The 19,797-nt window shown below is 44.5% G+C and carries 14 protein-coding genes; 5 read left to right on the top strand and 9 right to left on the bottom strand.

The features are described from left to right. Positions 1 to 28: 28 nt before the first annotated feature. From DB520_RS14540 to DB520_RS14500, 9 genes are all read right to left on the bottom strand, one after another. Positions 29 to 3,904, bottom strand: a complete 3,876-nt coding sequence (locus DB520_RS14540; protein WP_114750598.1) for an efflux RND transporter permease subunit — start codon at positions 3,902 to 3,904, stop codon at positions 29 to 31. Between the two features lie 104 nt (positions 3,905 to 4,008). Beyond that, positions 4,009 to 4,395: a hypothetical protein gene (locus DB520_RS14535; protein ID WP_157972090.1), complete on the bottom strand. Its 387-nt coding sequence runs from the start codon at positions 4,393 to 4,395 to the stop codon at positions 4,009 to 4,011. A gap of 219 nt (positions 4,396 to 4,614) precedes the next feature. Continuing rightward, a complete protein-coding gene (locus DB520_RS14530) occupies positions 4,615 to 5,733 on the bottom strand; it encodes an XdhC family protein (protein WP_114750444.1) in 1,119 nt (372 codons plus the stop codon). Positions 5,734 to 5,966: 233 nt separating this feature from the next. Further along, positions 5,967 to 7,154, bottom strand: a complete 1,188-nt coding sequence (locus DB520_RS14525; RefSeq protein WP_114750443.1) for a molybdopterin molybdotransferase MoeA — start codon at positions 7,152 to 7,154, stop codon at positions 5,967 to 5,969. Further along, the gene (locus DB520_RS14520) at positions 7,151 to 8,227 is read right to left on the bottom strand and encodes a HesA/MoeB/ThiF family protein (protein WP_114750442.1); all 1,077 of its coding nucleotides are present in this window, start codon (positions 8,225 to 8,227) and stop codon (positions 7,151 to 7,153) included. The genes DB520_RS14525 and DB520_RS14520 overlap by 4 nt, the downstream gene beginning before the upstream one ends. A gap of 16 nt (positions 8,228 to 8,243) precedes the next feature. After that, positions 8,244 to 9,251: a GTP 3',8-cyclase MoaA gene (gene moaA, locus DB520_RS14515; protein WP_114750441.1), complete on the bottom strand. Its 1,008-nt coding sequence runs from the start codon at positions 9,249 to 9,251 to the stop codon at positions 8,244 to 8,246. A 10-nt stretch (positions 9,252 to 9,261) separates the two neighbouring features. Beyond that, on the bottom strand, positions 9,262 to 9,672 hold the full coding sequence (locus DB520_RS14510) for a molybdenum cofactor biosynthesis protein MoaE (RefSeq protein WP_114750440.1): 411 nt from the start codon (positions 9,670 to 9,672) through the stop codon (positions 9,262 to 9,264). 20 nt (positions 9,673 to 9,692) lie between these two features. Beyond that, positions 9,693 to 9,932, bottom strand: a complete 240-nt coding sequence (locus tag DB520_RS14505; protein WP_114750439.1) for a MoaD/ThiS family protein — start codon at positions 9,930 to 9,932, stop codon at positions 9,693 to 9,695. Between the two features lie 238 nt (positions 9,933 to 10,170). Beyond that, the gene (locus DB520_RS14500; protein WP_114750438.1) at positions 10,171 to 10,845 is read right to left on the bottom strand and encodes an RNA polymerase sigma factor; all 675 of its coding nucleotides are present in this window, start codon (positions 10,843 to 10,845) and stop codon (positions 10,171 to 10,173) included. 489 nt (positions 10,846 to 11,334) lie between these two features. On the opposite strand from DB520_RS14500, the gene DB520_RS14495 reads away from it, so the two are divergent. From DB520_RS14495 to DB520_RS14475, 5 genes are all read left to right on the top strand, one after another. Next, positions 11,335 to 12,396 (top strand): FecR family protein, encoded by a 1,062-nt coding sequence (locus DB520_RS14495; RefSeq protein WP_114750437.1) that lies wholly within the window; start codon positions 11,335 to 11,337, stop codon positions 12,394 to 12,396. Positions 12,397 to 12,612: 216 nt separating this feature from the next. Further along, complete coding sequence (locus tag DB520_RS14490; RefSeq protein ID WP_394340938.1) at positions 12,613 to 15,954, top strand: SusC/RagA family TonB-linked outer membrane protein; 3,342 nt, start codon at positions 12,613 to 12,615, stop codon at positions 15,952 to 15,954. A 17-nt stretch (positions 15,955 to 15,971) separates the two neighbouring features. Then, positions 15,972 to 17,495 carry a SusD/RagB family nutrient-binding outer membrane lipoprotein gene (locus DB520_RS14485; RefSeq protein ID WP_114750597.1) on the top strand — a complete coding sequence of 508 codons (1,524 nt, stop codon included), beginning with the start codon at positions 15,972 to 15,974 and terminating at the stop codon, positions 17,493 to 17,495. Positions 17,496 to 17,558: 63 nt separating this feature from the next. After that, the gene (locus DB520_RS14480) at positions 17,559 to 18,335 is read left to right on the top strand and encodes an HpcH/HpaI aldolase family protein (RefSeq protein WP_114750435.1); all 777 of its coding nucleotides are present in this window, start codon (positions 17,559 to 17,561) and stop codon (positions 18,333 to 18,335) included. 10 nt (positions 18,336 to 18,345) lie between these two features. After that, on the top strand, positions 18,346 to 19,782 hold the full coding sequence (locus DB520_RS14475) for a GntP family permease (protein WP_198675346.1): 1,437 nt from the start codon (positions 18,346 to 18,348) through the stop codon (positions 19,780 to 19,782). Positions 19,783 to 19,797 lie beyond the last annotated feature (15 nt).

The raw sequence follows: 19,797 nt of genomic DNA, 5'->3' as shown, positions 1-19,797 counted from the left end.
TCTGTATTGAAGATGTTTACCAATAGTGCTATACATCCGTTTCTTTTAGTTTAAGGATCTTGTACCGGCCATACAGCACGGGCACAATAAACAAGGAGACCACAGCCACACTCATTCCCCCAAAGGCAGGAATGGCCATGGGGATCATGATATCAGCACCTCTTCCTGTGCTGCTAAGTATAGGCAACAAAGCCAATAGGGTGGTTGCTGTGGTCATCAGACAAGGTCTGACCCTCTTGTTTCCAGCGGCCAGCACTGCCATTTTGATGCTTTTTGCATCCCCGGGATTCAGTTTTTCAAAGCTTTGCTTAAGATAGGTACCCATCACTACCCCATCATCGGTGGCGATGCCAAACAGGGCAATAAACCCAACCCATACCGCAACGCTAAGGTTAAAAGTCTGCATTTGGAATAGGTCCCGTAGATTGGTTCCAAGGATAGGAAAATCAAAAAACCAATCTTGCGCATACAGCCAAAGCATGAGAAACCCTCCTGAGAAGGCCATGGCAATGGAGGTGAATATCATCAAAGAAAGTGCTGTGGATTTAAATTGCAAATAGAGGATAAGGAAGATAATTGCGAGGCTGAGGGGAATGACCAAGCTAAGGCGCTTCTCGGCCCTTACTTGGTTTTCGTAACTTCCAGAAAAAACATAGGAAACCCCAGATGGAACCTCCAGTTCTCCCGATTGGACCTTCTCTTGCAGGTGTTTTTTGGCTTGTTCAACTGCAGTTACCTCAGCATAGCCTTGCGCCTTGTCCAGCATGATGTAGCCAACCAAAAATGATTCCTCTCCCCGTATCATGGTAGGTCCGGATCTGAAGGTGATTTCTGCTAGTTGACCCAAAGGCACTTGCTGGCCAACGGGCGTATCGATCAGGATTTCTTTAAGCGTTTCGGGATCATCCCTGTACTCCCTGGCATACCTTGCCCGGATACCATACCTTTCTCTGCCTTCCACTGTAGTGGTCAAGGTCATGCCCCCTATGCTAAGCTCAAGCATTTCTTGAACAGTTGCGATGCTTAAGCCATAACGTGCCATTGCCTGTCGGTCCAGGTCAATTTCCAAATAGGGCTTGCCTAGGGAGCGGTCGGCAAAAACAGCTTGCTCCTTAATTGCCGGCACTTCCTTTAACAAGGACTCCAGTTTCAGGCTGAAACTCTCAATGGTTTCTAAATCAGGTCCATACACCTTAAGTCCCATAGGAGCACGCATACCGGTTTGCAGCATGACCAGGCGGGTTTCTATGGGTTGAAGCTTGGGTGCCGATGTCACCCCGGGGATATTCGAGGTGCGGTTTTGGATTTCGTCCCAAATGTCATCGGGGCTTTTGATATGGTCTCTCCACTGTCTGAAATAGCTACCCCTTTTGTCGTCCTCAACTAAATATTTTCCAGGGTTTTTTTGGGCTTTTCTTGTGGTTTCCCTGTCCGCATAATTCCCTTCATCGTTAAAGACTTCTTGCTCCGTTCTGTCATACCAAAAAGATTTTCCGTCCAGGCTAATCTCGAAATGACCTTTATTGTTGGTTTTGAACCGTATTTTTTCCCCTTCCTCGTTTTGGATATAGGTGGTTTTGTAGTTGATGATGTTTTCATACATGGTGAGCGGGGCAGGATCCAGCGGGCTTTCGGCCCTTCCTGCTTTTCCTACCACCATTTCCACTTCCGGTATGGACTGAACCAATAAGTCCAATTGCTTAACCGTACGTAGGTTGGCTTCCACACCTGCATGAGGCATGGAGGTGGGCATAAGGAGAAAGGAGCCTTCGTTTAAGGCTGGCATAAATTCTTTTCCCAAGCCAGGGAAGGTCTGTGCCATTCCTTTCCATGTGGAAGTGTTTCTGACTTCCCAACCAAGCTTTTCCATCCCATCTGCTGCAAATCCAAAAAGCCGGGGAAAGCCCAACCAAACATTCAAACCCAATAGGATAAGGAGAGTAGGTACCGATAAAAAAAGCATGGGATGGTCCAGGCACCATCCCAGCATCCGCTCATAGAAATACATAAAAAGGGAGAAGAATCCCAACACCAGCCCTATAAGGATTATAATAAACAGCCCATTGAGTAATAGAGACTGTTCAAGCCCTAAAGGACGCCATTCCATTGCCAGCAGATAACTCAGGGCCAATACGGCGATTATCATGCTAATAAGGTGCTTGTACTTGCCATTTGCTGTGTGTTCTGGGAAAAACAAATGTACCAGATGTAAGCTGCCAAAAGCCAAAAGAACCAGGCCGGCCCATGGGTAAAGGAAAAGCAAATAGATCCCTGCCAATACCAGTAGGATATTGGCTATTGCCTTGTATTTTTTTGTGGAAACCTTAAAGCCAAATGTCCAATGAGCAAGTGCAGGGATGAAAATCAAGGTGATTAGGACAGCAGCAAGAAGGGCGAAGGTTTTGGTGTAGGCAAGTGGGCCAAATAATTTCCCCTCAGCAGCTTGTAGAGTGAATACGGGCAAGAAACTGACTATGGTAGTCAATACAGCTGTAAGGATAGCTCCAGCAACCTCTGAAGTTGCGTCTAGGATCACCGCTTTTAAAGGACGTTTGCCGTCGGCAGTTTCCAGGTGACGCAATATGTTCTCATTCAGTATAATGCCCAAATCCACCATAGTGCCTATGGCGATAGCAATACCAGAGAGGGCCACAATATTGGCATCCACCCCCACATGTTTCATCATGATGAAGCACATCAATACAGCTATGGGCAATAGAGAAGCAATCAGGAAAGAGGCCCTGAGGTTAAATACCATAACCACTATAACAATGATGGTCACAAGTACTTGTAAGCTAATGGCCTCGTTGAGGGTATTGAGAGTTTCTTTGATCAGTCCTGACCTGTCGTAGAATGGAACAATGGTTACTTTGGAAACAGTGCCATCCTCCAGGGTTTTGCTGGGTAGGCCTTCGGACAGCTCTTCGATTTTTTCCTTGACTGCGCTTATTACTTGAAGAGGGTTGTCTCCATACCTTGCCACCACCACACCTCCTACAGCCTCTGCCCCTCCCTTATCCAGAATAGCCCTTTCGGACCTGCTGGCTGGGCCCAAGCTTACCTGTGCGATATCCTTTATACTAATGGGTATGTTGTCGGAACTGGTAACTACGGAAGTAGCAATGTCCTCAATGTCCTTTACATATCCCAAGCCCCTAACTAGGTATTCCACCTGATTAACCTCCATGGTATTTGCACCCACATCCAAGTTCGATTGCCTGATGGCGTCCATGACCTGCATTATGGAAATTCCATGAGCCTTCATGGCCACGGGATCCAAATCCACCTGATATTCCTTGATATGCCCACCTATACTAGCCACTTCTGCGACGCCCTTAGCACCGGAAAGCCCATATTTCACATAAAAATCTTGAATGGACCTCAGTTCATGCAGGTCCCAGCCCCCTGCTGGCTCCCCGTTTTCATCCCTACCTTCAAGAGTGTAGAAATATACCTGCCCCAGCCCGGTGGCATCTGGCCCCAACTTGGGCTGTACCCCCTCTGGGAGCAGTCCTGTGGACAATGCATTCAACTTTTCTAACACCCTTGACCTGCTCCAATAAAATTCCACCTCTTCTTCAAAGATGATATAGATGGAGGAGAAGCCAAACATAGAAGTGCTGCGAATGGAACGGACACCCGGTAATCCAAGCAATGTAGTGGTTAGGGGATAGGTGATTTGGTCCTCTACATCTTGGGGGGATCTTCCCATCCACTCCGTGAAAACGATTTGTTGGTTTTCCCCTATGTCAGGGATAGCATCCACAGGTACGGGGTCTTCGGGAAGGAAACCCCTGTCCCAGTCGAATGGAGCTACCATGATCCCCCAAGCGATCATTAGAAATAGTAAGGTAAACGTAATTACCTTATTTTCAAGGAAGAATTTTATTAAAGCGTTGAGCATTGCCATGCATAGGATTAGCCCGGAATAACTCCCGAAGCATGTAAGAAAAGAAATAAGGGATGAAATATAGGAGGAGTAGGAATTCCTTCAGGAAAAATAAAAAATCAGATCAACCAAACTTGGTGGATCAAGAACAAGGAGGTTTGGGTGGGTATAAGGGGAGGGGCATGTACAGAAAAACCAAGCTTTTCGGCAATACTCCAGTTTAATTGGATATTCTTTTCAAATAGGATTGAGGGATGGAAAGTGAGGTCAGAAAGGGAAAGGCAGACCTGGTTGGGTTGAAATTCCTCTCCATTGGGAACTTCCAAGTGACTCACATCCTCACAGCAGTCAGGCATCTCTGTCTCTCCGGGACAACATCCTTCTGAGGATGCAAAAAAGTTGAAGTGCTTAAAGTCCCCTTCACAGAAATGCATGGAATAGCTCAACCCCGCATTAAAGCAAAGATAACAAACAAGTAGCGCTATTTTCCTGGTAAAGAGTGGCATTTCATTTATTATAACGACAAATCTATTAAACTTGTCTGGTAATTACTTACAAAATTCCTGATAAAATTTATGTCATGTCTTTTTGGAGTACTTCAATTCTTCGTGATACTTGAAAGTAAACAAATTGAGGTGAGACCAACAGAAGGGAAATTTGTGTTTAAAAAAGGCGTCAGTTGGAGAGACTAATCCCAGTGGATTTAATTCCATTTCAAAAGGTATTTATAACCTTTCCTCCTCATGGATAGGACCCTTTTTTTCCCTCAGAAACGTGCCTTTTTCACCAGAGAGCACTGCTTTTACCTCACTGATAATGGAAAGGGCTATTTCCTCTGGAGCCTCAGCACCCAGGTTCAATCCCGCAGGCCCAAACAGCCTTTCTTTATCATCGGTGCTTGGAGCCTTACCCAATTTCTCCAAATTCTCCAATAACTTTACCAATTTTTTCTTAGGTCCCAAGACACCTACGTAGGGGATGCTTATGGGTAGCATTTCCTTCAATAGTAAAAGTTCGTAATTGAAGTTGTGGGTCATCAACACCATAGCTGTCCTATCGTCAAAATGAAGCGTTTCATATACCATTTCTGCATCCAACACCCTTATGTCCTCCACATTGGGGAATCGACCCGAGTTGGCGTGGTTTTCCCTTCCGTCGATGAGGGTGACTTCCCATCCGAGGAGTTGGGCCATTTTGCTTAAGGGGATAGCGTCGTTGCCTGCTCCAACAATCATGAGGCGAATGGGAGCATGGACCAATTCTACAAAAGCATGTTGGCCTTCCAAGGCAGCTATCCAGGATTTTTTATCCTGTAGCACTTTCTGAGCCATAGGTGTCAAGGTACCTTGAAAGGGTTCAGATTTCCCAAATGCAATGGTTTGTTCACTGGTTTTTAGCCAACAGGTACCAATTTGGGGTTTTCGCGGGTTTTCCAGATCAAATAAGGTGGCCAACACCTTTGGGCTTCTATCAGTAAGGCATTTTTTGAGCAGTTGTATGGGATGAAGCTCCTGGCTAGGGTCAATGGGCTCAATAAGGATGTGGATAATGCCATTACACCCAAGACCCACACCAAATTTGGCATCGTCTTCATCCGTGGTGTCATAGGTCACCAACATGGACTGTTTTTTCAGCATCACCAACTGGGCTTTTTTAAGTGCATCCCCTTCCAGACAACCCCCGCTGATGGCACCGGTCAACATCCCGTTTTCCGTCACCAACATTCGGGCTCCCGGTCGCCTATAGGAAGAACCTATTACTTTTACCACCGTAGCCAAGGCAGTTTGTTCCCCTCTTTCTACTGCTTCTTCAAAGGAACTGATGATTTCTTTTATTTCTTTCATCTGTTTATAATTGTCTTTTTAAGGTCACATGGAATCTCGCAACGATAATCATCCCGGTGTGTGACGTGCTCGTCATGCTCGATTTCATCTGTTTATAATTGTCTTTTCAGCGGTCATATAGCCTGCCCCGAACTTGCTTCGGGGGAATCTCGCAGTCTATAATCATCCCAGTGTGTGACGTTTCCGTCATGCCCTGACTGCCGTCAGGACAGGTTCGATTTCATAGGTGAATATCAATAAAAATATTCCAGTGGGTAGGCCTCGTCCTTTTTGTGTTTTTCGGAATCCTCCGGCAAGGACAAAAAACCATCGGCTATGGAAAGGTGAATCAAATCACCGGAGCCAGAATGTTGGACCGGTGTGGCCAGAAGTTCTCCTTCTACCAGGGAGAGAGTCACCAACTGGTGGAGGGTAAGTGGTTTCTTGAAGGGGATCTCAGTGGTAAGCTTAGCGGTAGCCAAGGTAGTTTTCATCCCAAGAGCCTGAAAAAGCAAAGGCTTAAAATAGGTGTGGAAACATACCAGGGTGGATGAGGGATTTCCCGGGAATCCAAATACCAGGGAATTCTCCAACTTTCCGAACAAGAAGGGTTTACCTGGCTTTTGCGCCACCCCATGGATCATTTTTTCCATTCCCAATTCATTTAAGACCTCCGGCAAAAAATCAAACTTCCCCTTCGAAACGGCTCCCGAAAACATCAAGACCTCATATTGTCCAAGAAGTTGAGCCAGTTCTTTCTTCATGGAGGCCTTGTCATCGGGTATATATTTACTTTCCGCATCCATGCCCAATGCCCGAAGTGCCGCGACCAACATGGGGGAGTTGGAGTTTCGGATTTGATGGGGTAGAGGGGTGTCTTCTATCGGAATCAATTCATCCCCTGTGGCACAGACCACCACCTTTGGAGGCACTATCACTTTTATATTAGGCAAACCAACAGCCGCCATTACCCCAACACTTCCGGGGGTTATTTTTTTTCCTCTGGAAATTAGGATATCTCCCTTCCTGGCATCAGAACCTTTTAAATGCACATTTTGGTTTGCATCCACTTGCTCATCCACCTTAAGGGTAGCAGTTTGATTTTCTATGTCCAGCCATTCGTAGGGGATCACACAGTCGGTGTTTTTAGGTAGTACTGCCCCGGTCATCACCTCTAGACATTGATCAGTTTTCTCCAGGGTAAGCTGGGATTTACCTGCCGCTTGTACACCGGCTATTGCAAAGGATTTTTGTGTTTTCAATTTTGAGGCCTGTAAGGCTATTCCATCCATGGTCACCCGGTTGAAAGGGGGCGAATCCCTGTCTGCGAGCACATCTTCGGCGAGAATATTGCCTACTGCTTTCCAAATAGGCAGGATTTGCGTCTCCAATTTCAAGGATTGGGAGAGTATGAGGTCTTTAGCTGCTTGTACGCTTATCATGTTTCGCTGGTTTGTTTAGCCACCTGTTTCCAACGGCCATAGCCGCCTTCTAAATTGAACAGTTCAAGTTCCGGGTGGGATTCCTTTAAATAATGGATGGCCTTTTGGCTGCGTCCCCCCATTTGACACATGAGTATCCAAGGCTTTCCCTTAGGTAAGTCGGGTAGTTTACCTTGTATTTTTGACAAGGGCCAAGAAACAGCCTGTGGAACATGTCCGGCCTTATACTCATGCGTTTCTCTTACATCAATAAGTACATGTTCCTTATCCCAGTTCATCCATTCCTCTACACTTAATGTAGGTGAGGTTTCAGTTTGACATAGGGGTACTTCGTATGTATCTGCCAAGGTGTGTAAATTTGTATAGCTGGGGTTAGGCTTAAGCTTTATTTTATATTGTGATTGACCCAACAGGTCCATTACCAAAAGCTGTCCGGAAAGTGGCTCCCCTATTCCACTGATCACCTTTAAGGCCTCCAATGCTTGGAAGGAGCCAATAATGCCAGGCACAATGCCCAATACCCCTGCCTGATTGCAGTCGGGTACCTGCCCTGGGTCTGGAGGATTAGGGTAAAGGCATCGATAGGTGGGGCCATTTTGATAATTAAACACACTGACGTGGCCTTCAAAAAACTGTAAAGCACCATAGATAAAGGGCTTTTTTAATAACACACAGGCATCATTTATAAGGTACCTAGTCGCAAAATTATCCGTAGCATCCACCACCAAATCGTATTTGCCAATCAGTGTTAGGGCATTTTCCTTATTCAGAAAACTAGGATAGGTTTGCAGGTTCATTTCGGGGTTTTGCAGAGAAAGCTTAACTTTACAAACCTCCACCTTCATTTTCCCTACATCGGAAGGGGAATAGATGACTTGGCGGTGCAGGTTGGTCTCTTCAATTCGGTCACCATCCACGATTCCGATAGTTCCTATGCCCATACCAGTCAAGTACTGCAATACCGGCACTCCCAAACCCCCTGCGCCTACCACCAATACCTTGGCCTTGTTCAATTTTTCTTGTCCTTCCTTCCCAAATTCGGGTACCTGAATTTGTCTGAGGTATCTGTTCATAACTGTTTTGCTACTTTTATCCTCCTAAAAAAGTCATGGATTTTTTTGGGGTAGATGCTTGAAGCTTTTCTGCCTCAAACCCGTCCTTTTCCTTCTTTGCCACAACATCCGTGATAGTTTGGATAAGCCTTTCTTTGTCGGCCCCCTCCCTAAGCACATCCCTGAGGTTTGCCCTAGGGGGGCCATAAAGGCAGGTTCTCATTTCCCCGGTAGCGGATAAACGGATGCGGTTGCAAGTCCCGCAAAAGGTTCTACTATAGGAAGGTATGATACCGAAACTACCTTGGTAGCCTTTAATTCGGTAATTGGTGGAGGTGCTGTTTTTTTCGTCCAATAGCTTTTCTACTTCCGAATAGTGGCCGGAAATATAACTGAAGATAGCCTTATAATTCCATTTAGGGGTCTCAAAACTGCCTTTTCCGTTAAATGGCATTTCCTCCAGAAACCTCACGGAAAGCGGGTAGGATTTTGTCAATTCCACAAAAGGAATAATATCCTGGATGTTTTTTTCCTCTGCCAGCACGCAGTTGAGTTTCACTTTAAAGCCCTTTTGTAACAAGGCTAAAATGCAATCAAATACCTCTTCAAACTTATCCCTACGGGTCATTTCGAAAAATCGCTCCTTATCCAGGGAATCCAGTGAAATGTTGATGTTTGTGATGCCCAGACGAAGCAATTCGTTCATTTTTTCCTCCCCCAAGGTACCGTTGCTGGTTACTGTGATCTGCTGGAGTTGGGGAATATCACTTAGTTTACCCAAAAAACCCATAATGCCTTTTCGGACGAAGGGTTCGCCACCGGTAATCCTGACCTTCCGGACACCCAATTCACAGAAAATCCCTGTGAGGTAGCTTAGTTCCTCATAAGTGAGCAGTTCTTTTCTGGGCACAAACTCCACCCCTTCCTCAGGCATGCAGTAATAGCAACGGAAGTTACACCTATCCGTTACAGAAAGCCTGAGGTAATCAAGCTTACGGCCATAAGGGTCAATAAGAGTTGGTTCTGTATGTTTTGGTTTGTCCATTGTAGTTCATTTAGGGGTGGGCATTCACCCAAACGGTTTGGTCTTCAAAATGTTCTTTTTTCCAGATGGGGACGGAATTTTTGAGTTCATCAATCAGAAATCTGCAGGAAGCAAAGGAATCGCTGCGATGTGCAGTGGATGTCCCTATCAGAACCACAGATTCTCCTACCTTTTTTTCTCCCAGTGCATGTATCATTACCAATTGCTTAATAGGCCACTTATTCCTTGCTTCTGAGGCAATCTTTTCCATTTCCTTTAAGGCCATAGGCTCATATCCTTCAAAGTCTAGTTGCATTACACCTGATTTTCCGGGCGTATGGTTCCGGACGGTGCCGATAAAAAGGCTAATTCCTCCAGCCTCCTCATGTTGCAAGGCTGCATATGCCTCATTAAGGTCTATTTCTTTTACGAGTTTAATCATATTTAATCATAACGGGATGGTTAACCGCCACTTACGGGGGGAATTAGTGCAATTTCATTGCCAGGGCTCAGTTTATCCCCGTCTTCAGCATACCCATGGTCAACGGCCACAGCCAATGCCTTTAGACTTTTAATATCTGGGTATTTCGCGTAAAGCCAGTGTTTTAAATCCCTTACTGTATGGATGGAAAGGTCATTAGGCACTTGAAGACTTTCAGCTCCTATGATGTCCTTTGTTATTCCGAATAGTCTGATATTCATAATTAGAACCTACGAATTATTATCCTTGAATTTTAAAATTAAAGAATATCCAGGATTTGACCATGACATGTGCTTAATTTTCCAGCTATGGTTTATCTTCCTTTCATTGAAACACCAAGATTCAAATTCGTGTTCATTCTAAGGAAAGTCTTTGGTTTAGGGGAGAGAAGAGGTACAGTCATATTGAGGATTAGCCGGCTAATTTGAGTGGGTGGCATTTTAAGCTTAAATTGAAAAATCACCCACTAATGGAGTTTTCATTGATTATTCCTAAATAAAGAAGGGCAAGAACCATATACTTCCTTAAATTGGACAAGGCTCTGTATATCAGTCTTCTTGCTGAAGATACACGAGAAAATTCTAACAATTCTGCGATCTGTTCATAGGATAAGTTGTCATAATAAAAATGGTATATTGCCTCACGTTCCTTTATTTCCAGCTTTTGTAAGGCGTTTTCAAGTTTAAAAAGTTGCTGGCTCTCAAATTGGCGGTTGATAAACACGGTTTCATGGGAAAACTGAATGGGGAATTCGAAAAAACCTGGTTGTTTCAGCCTATCTTTTTCTTTGGATTGCTTTTTGGTGTAATCAATAACCTTTCGCCGAAAGGATTTTAGCAAATACAGCTTTATGGAGTTGGTGTCCCCAAGATTTGACCTCTTAGTCCTCAGATAGATAAAAAAGTCTTGCAGGCAATCCTTTATCAAATCTCTGTCTTGCGTGAATTGACACCCAAAGTTAAAAAGGAGGTTAGAATAGTTTTTATAGATAGAAATAAAAGCACCTTCATCCCCCGACTTAAACAATGTCCATAATTCAGAGTCGTTTAGGGGTGGAATTAACTCCCTTACTTCCTCAACACCTTCTTCAAATCCTGTGCATTGAACTTGTTTTCCGTTAGGCTGAATTTGCATTTTGGGTCTTTTAATAAATATTCAAATCAAAAGATAAATAATAAATCTAAAAAATTACAAATATTTTGAATTTTTTATCCTTTAAATGTTTTAATACTGAAATTTTACAAAATTTAATTTCGAAAAAAAATTTTATTTAAGGAAAATGTTTCAATTTGTAATCACTGGTTATTAGCGTTTGAAATAGAAAGAAAGGAGTCCTTAGTACCAAATACTTGGTTATTTTTAAGAGTTTAATTTTTCTAAAAATCTTGGTATCTCTTGCGTATTATTTGCCTTTTACATGCGGAAAGCATGAAATCAAGTGAAATTGCTATTCCAAATAGTCTGCTACTCCTAATTAGAACCGACGATTCCTAAATCATTGTATGTGGAATTGTGGAAAACCAAGGATTTGACCATGATTGAAAATTTTTTTGAAAAAAATCATTAAAACCCGGTATCATTTCGAATAAAGTGTCCTTAATAATATAAAAGGCATATTATATCTTGAAGACGTCGGTCAACCATATTTTTATCCAATTGATTACAGATCCTGAGTTTATTATTTGGGTAAATTTCAGAAGCAAGGAGCGTACCCTCTTCTGGGAAAAGTGGGCAAAGGACCAACCCGATCGTCAGGAGGCTTTGCTTCATGCGGTTGAGTTCCTAAGTAGGCTTCATTTCAGGGAGGTCAGTTTAAGTGAAAAGGAAAGCGATAAGTTGCTGGAAGGCATACTTAAGGAAAAGGTTGAAAAAAAGGGTACCACTTTTTCAAGGAAAAGGGAGTGGTTTTTTTCCCAATGGATAAGGGTTGCATCCATCCTCGTATGTTGTCTTCTGGGAGGATATACATTGGATCGGTTTACTACTGATGCACCTATTGTTAATGAGGAACCTACAAAACCGATATACCATACCATTAAAAACCCAAAGGGTAGACGCTCCCTACTCAAACTTCCCGATGGCACAAGGGTACATTTGAGTCATGATTCCGAATTGGTTTTCCCTCAAACATTTGCGGGGAAGAGAAGAGAGGTTTTTTTAAAAGGTGAAGCATATTTTGAGGTAGCCCCAAAGGATTCTACTCCTTTTTTGGTCAAGGTTAAAGGAATGGCAGTAAACGTCATTGGAACGAGTTTCAACGTGAAATCCAGAGATAAAGATTACGAGTCGGTGGTTTCCTTGGTTACTGGAAAGGTGAAGATCGCATTGGACGAGCAGATCCCTGAGAAGGAATTATCCCCAGGAGAACAGTTTAGTCTCAATTTGATAAAAAATGAAATAGCGTTGTCCCATTTCCATGTAGAAAAGGTCACGGGATGGAAGGATGGGGTCATTCATTTCCATGATGCAGACATGGACGACTTTATCGAAGTAATGGAAGACTGGTATGGAGTTAATTTTCAGGTATTCGGAAGGTCTTCTCCTGCATGGAAAATCAATGCTAAATATAAGGATGAAACCCTGGAAGAGATTCTAATGGGTCTTCAATATGTGTATGGTATCAGTTTCAAGATTAATGGTAAGACAGTATGGATGAAAGTCGATGAACAAGAAATTTCTCCCTGACAAGAAAGTAGCATTCATAAAAAAACTAGCAAAACCTAAATTAATTAACAACCCAAAATCATGAAAAAAACTTTACAGTTCTACCACATGAGGAGTTGGTTATTAGCCTTCTTTAACTGGCTAATTGTACTAACTCCAACCTTAAGTAATGGCCAGGACCACAGTGCCTTGGCCATAGCAAGCACTCGGTCCCAACATACTGTCAATGCGAACCCCATGGATCAGTTTCTCACCATCGACGTGAAAGGAATTGGCACCAAGGAGCTCTTTAAAAACATAGAGGCAAAGACTGGGATGAAATTTGTCTATGATAAATCAGATATCCAGCAGGATATTCGGTTTGACATTAACGAAAAGTGGATATCCCTGTATGACTTACTTTATTTGGTTTCCTCTCATTCTTCCTACAGGTTTAAGCAGGTAAACAATAACATCAATGTAAAATTACTGAAATCCGATGACAAAGCGGCTATTGAAATGTCCTTGGATATCACGATAAGGGGAAAAGTAACGGACCTCAACCAACTCCCCTTACCTGGGGTTTCTGTATTGGTGGAAGGCACCACACAAGGTACGGTTACTGATTTGGACGGTAACTACACCATTGATGCTCCTGAGACGGGATATTTGGTGTTCTCCTTTATTGGTTTTCAGACTCAAAGAGTGGCAGTAGGCAACCGAAGCCAAATAAATATCACCATGGAGGAGGATGTGGCCGGGCTTGACGAGGTAGTGGTTACTGCCTTAGGCATTAAAAGGGAAGCAAAAAGCCTGGGATATGCCACATCTACGGTCGGGCAGGAGGAGATGACCATTAACCGAACCCCCAATTTCATGAATGCCCTACAAGGAAAAATGGCAGGGGTTAACATTACCCCTTTGGGTGCAGGCCCATCGGGTACCAGTAAAATCCGTATTCGAGGGCAGTCTTCCTTTGGTGGCAACAACTCTCCCTTGATTGTGCTGGATGGGGTGCCAATTGACAATACCAACTTCGGGGCTAGAGGAGACTATTCGGAGAGGGGAAGCAATCGAACTTCGGACAGTGGTGATGGGCTTAACAGTATCAACCCGGACAACATTGAGTCCATGACGGTATTGAAAGGAGGGGCGGCCTCTGCCCTATACGGTGCAAGGGCTAAGGATGGGGTCATTATGATCACCACTAAGAATAGAGGAGAAGGACGGGGCATTACGCTGGAATTTAACAGCAATTTCACCCATGACACCCCTTTGGACTACAGGGATTATCAATATGAGTATGGACAGGGAGAAAACGGGGTACGGCCTACCAGTCCGTTTCCGACCTCCGGTGTGTGGAGTTTTGGGGAACGTTTCCAACCCGGAATGACCCATATCCTTTTTGACAATGTGGAGGTACCTTACCAACCACAACGCAACCATGTGAGGGATTTCTATCCTAATGGATTTACTTGGACCAACTCCTTTACTTTGGCCAACTCGGGAGAAAATGGTGGGTTTAACTTGATGGTATCCAATATGGATAACCAAGTCACTTTCCCTAATTCCGATTTCAACAGGAAAACCATCAACCTTGGGTTTACCCAGACATTTGCCAAAAAATTAACGGTTTCAGGAAATATTAACTATTCCAAGGAAAGAAGGAATAATCCCCCCAACATTGCAGAACAGGATTACAGCCCGGTGATCATTTATACCTTGGCCAACTCCATGCCATTGGATGTCCTCAGAGAAAATGCCGAAGATCCCCTAGGGAACGAAAATGTTTGGTCTAGATTTACTAATAGGACTAATCCTTATTTTGCTTTAAAGCGGTTTGATCATATTGACAGGGACAGGGTTTTTGGAAATATTACCGCAAGATATGAATTTACGGACTGGTTGTTTTTGCAAGGAAGAGTGGGCCAGGATTTCTTTGCACGGGAACAGGAATACAACCTACCTCATGGCACACAAAGACAGGTGCCAGCCCCACCCGGTTTTGTAAACGGACAATACGTTCAGGATGCTTCCAATGTAAGGGAAGTGAATGCCGACTTCCTTATGGGTGCCAATCGTTCCTTTGGGGATTTTGCTGTGGACCTTAACCTGGGAGGCAACCAGATGTATAGAAGGTTTAGCAGGCATAATGTGTTTGTGCAGGATTTCTTCAGCAGGGACTTATACACCATTGGAAACAGCAGACTGCGGGACCCCATCTACCAGTTTTCTGAACTTCAGGTAAATTCGCTCTATGCAGCTTCTGAAATATCTTATAAAGAGTTTTTCTATGTGAACGGAACCGTAAGAAATGATTGGTTCTCTACGCTTTCTTCTGCTAATCGTAGTATACTTTATCCATCCATTACCGGAAGTTTTATCTTTTCCCAGGCATTCGGGGCCACATTACCCGAATGGATATCCTTTGGAAAAGTAAGAGCGGCTTATTCGGAAGTGGGTAGTGACACTGATGTGCAACCTTATTCCAATAACCTGTTTTATAATATCAATGCCCAACAGTTTCCCAATTCCAACGGCATCCCTCAACCTATGGGTACCATCGCAGGTTCTGTAGTTCCTAATGATGACCTGAGGCCTATGAGAGTCCAGGAGACTGAATTTGGACTGGAAATGGCATTGTTCGACAATAGGATTGGGTTTGAGGTAACCTATTACCATAAACTATCTTCCGACCAGATCCTTCAAGCCCAGTTGTCAGACGCTACAGGGTTTTTGACCCAGTTGATTAATGTAGGTCAATCCAAGAATGAAGGGGTAGAAATGATGTTGAATTTAGCTCCTGTTACTACTAACAACTTCCGTTGGACTGCTAATTTTAATGCTGCTTACAACATTACTGAAGTTCTCGACCTAGGAGAAGATGTAAGTGACAATAGCATAACAGTTGGATCCGGGGATTTTCATGGAGAACTAAGGCATGTGGTCGGCCAGCCTATGGCGCAACTGTATGGCTTTGGGCTGCTAAGAGACGACCAGGGTAGGGTGATACATGATCCTGGCAATGGAAGACCATTGCGTACACCTGAGCAAATTCCCTTCGGTAGTGCCATCCCTACTTGGGTAGGAGGGATCACCAATTCTTTCGATTATAAGGGAGTACAGTTCTCTTTTTTGGTTGATTTCAAATTGGGGCACAGGATGATTTCAGGTACACACGTAAATGCATACCGACATGGATTGGATAAGGCAACCTTGCCAGGCAGAGATGTGGGTTTTGTGGTTGGAGACGGCGTAAACCCAAACGGGGAAATAAATACCACACAAGCGGAGGTTCAATTATATTATGAATCTGTTCGTAGTTTACAGCTTTCCGAGCTCTCCGTGTTTAACGCTGGGCTTTGGCAACTAAGGCAAATGTCTTTGGGATATGATTTCACAAAGCTCCTTCCCAGCAATTTTCCAGTAAGGGGTTTAAGGGTAAATGCAGTAGCTAACAATGTGGCCGTACTGAAAAAATGGGTACCTCACATCCACCCTGACCAATTTGGGTTTCCTTCCGATAACCTCATGGGACTGGAAGCTACAGGACTACCCATAGCCAGAAGCATTGGCTTCAACCTTAATGTCAAATTTTAATGAAACCCAACAGAACCATGAAAACATATAAGTTAATCATTATAATTGCAGGCATGATCCTTTGGGCTGGCTGCGACGAAGGGTTTGACGAAATGAATATCAACCCCAATGCACTTACGGGCATTGAGCCTGTATTCCAATTGAATAATTCCATGGTGGCTACAGCACCGGTTTATGGAAATCTTAGTTATGAGACCACCATCGTAAAACAAATGATTACTCCCTTCAGTGGAGTTGGTGCATCCGGCAATTTTAACCAGGATAACAGGAATGTGGCAGCAGGAAATTGGCAGAGGGGCTACAGACAGAATATCAAGGACTTAACCGATGCGCTTGCAAGCTCCGAAAATAGACCTGAGCTTCAAAACCTTGTCCATCTGATCAGAATCTGGAAAGCCTATACCTATATGTTTCTCACGGACACCTATGGGGATGTTCCCTATTACCAGGCAGGTAGAGTGTTTCGAGAAGGGATCACCAATCCCGTATATGACCCACAAGAAGAAATTTATGACAATATTCTTAGGGAGTTGGATGAAGCCTCAGCGGCTATTAATACCGAGGGGCCTCCAGTGTCTAGTGAGGTGCTTTATTCAGGGGATTTGAGCAAATGGAAGAGGTTAGGCTATTCTTTGTTGCTTAGAGCGGCAATGCGGCTCTCCAAAGTGAACCCCACCAAAGCTGCAGAATACGTGGTCAGAGCTATAAATGGAGGTGTAATGAACTCTAATGAGGACAATGCGATAATCCGGCATACCGCCAATTTTCAAAATAATATTGGTGCACAGCTCAATGGTGGTCAATCTGCTTTCTTTTACCTGGCTGAAGATTTTGTCAGTTTTCTTCAGGAAAATGATGACCCAAGGCTGGAATCCATTGCAGTAAGGTATACAGGCGCATCCTCCGGAGCCCAACAAGTGGAAAGCCGGGCGGATAGAAATCCCGATGTTCAGATAGGGATGCCCCTTGGCTATGACAACACCACCGTATCTGCCGCAGTGCAGGAAAGTGGGTTGGTTTCCCTTTGGGATTATAGTCAATTGGACAGAACCAGGATGGCCAACCCCCAAGCCCCAAGCTTTCTGGTAACTTACGGACAAACCCTTTTGCTGATGGCTGAGGCAGCCCATAGAAACTGGATTCAGGGGAATGTAGAAGAACTCTATTCGGCCGGAATCGCGGCTCATATGGAACAGTTGGCTTATTACGGTTCCAATACCGCCATAGCCCCAGAACGGATAGAAGCCTATGTAAGTGCAAACCCCTTGGAGCCAGGAAGGGAAATGGAACAAATCAATACCCAATACTGGGTAGCCACCTTCCTGAACGGGCCTGAAACCTGGGCAAATTTCCGACGTACGGGATATCCCGTTCTCAGCCCAAATCCCTACCCGGGTAGTGACTTGGCTAATGAGGACTTTATACGAAGGCTTACCTATACGGATGCAGAAATCAATGTAAATGCTGCCAATGTACAACAGGCCATCAGCCGACAAGGACCGAATATCATGGATACAAGGATTTGGTGGGATGTTGAATAGTTATTTGTCAATTAATTGTCTAATTTATCGGCAATAACCGTTCGCACATATAAACCCAATATAATGAAAGGATTGAAGAAGAGACTCCAGCAAGGAGAAACCCTATTTGGATGCTGGTTAAACCTAGGCAGTCCCGTAACCGCTGAGATTGTGGGATTGTCCGGGTTTGATTGGGTGCTTTTGGACCTAGAGCATGGGGCAGGGGAGCCCAAGGATCTGCTACACCAGCTTCAGGCACTTGAGCACACTACCGCAGCACCAGTGGTGAGAGTGGAAAGCGTGGCAAAGGAACGAATACACAGAATTTTGGATGTGGGAGCCGAAGGTGTCATGTGTCCGCGTATCCAAACCGTGGATGATGCCCGGAAAGCCGTTTCCGCAATGCATTATCCTCCCAAGGGAGTTAGAGGAGTGGCGAAAATGGTGAGGGCAACCGGGTTTGGACACCACTTTGAATCCTATGTACAAGATGCTCAGGAAAATATCCTCGGCATCCTGCAAATAGAGACATTGGAAGCCATGAATCACCTGGATGAAATTGCAAAGCTTGGAGGGGTGGATGTCCTATTCATAGGCCCGGCAGATTTGACCATGGCCTTGGGAATTTATGGTCAATTGGACCATCCCAAATTTGTGGAAGCCGTGGACCGTATTGTAGCTGCAGCCAAAAAAGCAGGAAAATCAACTGGCATACTGCTCTTTAATCCAGATGAATTCCCCACCTATCAGGCAAAAGGCATTCAATTGATTGCTTGTGGGTCTGATGCTACATTTGTGGCCAATGGGGCAGGGGCTATGGCCAAAAAGCTTAGGGGTTTGAGAAAGGATTCCAACACTTAAAGTCACTCAGATGTTGGAAGATCCTTTTATTATCCTGGGGATAGGTATCGTCATTGTGGTGGGAGGGATCATTTGGCTTAGGCTGAACCCCTTTCTTGCCTTATTGATTTCCGCATTGGTGGTGGCATTCATGACCCCTGCTTCGGCGATTGAAGGCTTTGCTTTGGCCAAAGGTTTTTCACCCACGGCCGCCTTAGACCTGGCAAACAAGTCCATTGGGGAACGTGTGGCTCAAGCTTTTGGCAACACCGCTGGCCAAATTGGTATTCTAATTGCCATGGCAGCGGTAATTGGCAAATGCATGCTAGTGAGTGGAGCGGCAGAAAGGATAGTGCGTTCCATCCTGGGCTTGACTGGTGAACAAAAGGCTCCCTTTGCTTTTTTGAGCAGTAGTTTCTTTTTGGGCATACCCGTTTTTTTCGATACGGTGTTCTACTTAATGATCCCATTGGCCAAAGCAATGGCCATGCGGTTAAAAAAGAGTTACCTGCTGCTAGTACTCTGCGTTACTGCTGGTGCGGCAATGGCAAATTCACTAGTACCACCTACACCAGGACCACTGTTTTTGATTGTAGAGATGGATATTCCCATAGGAATGATGATGGTCGGAGGCTTTTTGGTGGGATTGGTGACCATTGTGGTGGGCTACTTATTTGCAGCATGGGCCAATAGGAGATGGCAGATTCCCCTTAGGGATTCTCTGGACTCTCCCTTGAAGGAGATCCAGAAACTTGCGGAAAAGAGTAGTTCCCAGTTGCCATCCTTAGGCTTTGCCATAGCTCCAATAGTTATTCCCCTATTATTAATTAGTGCCAAAGCGGCTCTTGAAACCTTTTACCCTGAGGCAGCAGCATCATCTCAGCCTAGCTGGATAGTGCAGTTTATTGTTTTTTTCGGTGAAAAAAACCTAGCCCTAATATTAGGGGGGTTAGCGGCCCTAGCAACAGTGGTAAAGCAGAAGTCTGGGGAAAGGGAAGAAGTTGTAAAGGCCGTACAAGGAGCCATCACAAGTGCCGGAGTGATCATCTTGATTACTGCGGCGGGAGGGGCATTTGGAGCCATGTTGCAGCAAACCGGTATAAGCCTTCGAATAGCCTCACTGACTTCAGAATACCAAATGGCCCTGATTCCTTTAGCATTTTTCATCACTGCACTGGTACGTACTGCCCAAGGTTCCGCAACGGTGGCCATGATTACCGCATCTGGGATATTGGCAGGTATGTCCCAAGCCAATTTGGAATACCACCAGCTATACCTAGGCCTTTCCATTGCCTGTGGGTCCAAATTAGTCCCATGGATGAATGACTCTGGCTTCTGGATCGTTTGTAAAATGAGCAACCTCACTGAAAAGGAAGCCTTGAAAACTTTCTCTCCCTTACTCACCATTATGGGGTTTACCGGGTTGTTAGTTATCTTGGTTGCAGCCAAAATTTTCCCTTTGATTTAATACTATGTTGTAAAA

Origin of the sequence: Pleomorphovibrio marinus (assembly GCF_003347495.1) — a bacterium.
Lineage (GTDB): Bacteria > Bacteroidota > Bacteroidia > Cytophagales > Cyclobacteriaceae > Pleomorphovibrio > Pleomorphovibrio marinus.
This window is presented reverse-complemented; position numbering and strand designations above follow the sequence as displayed.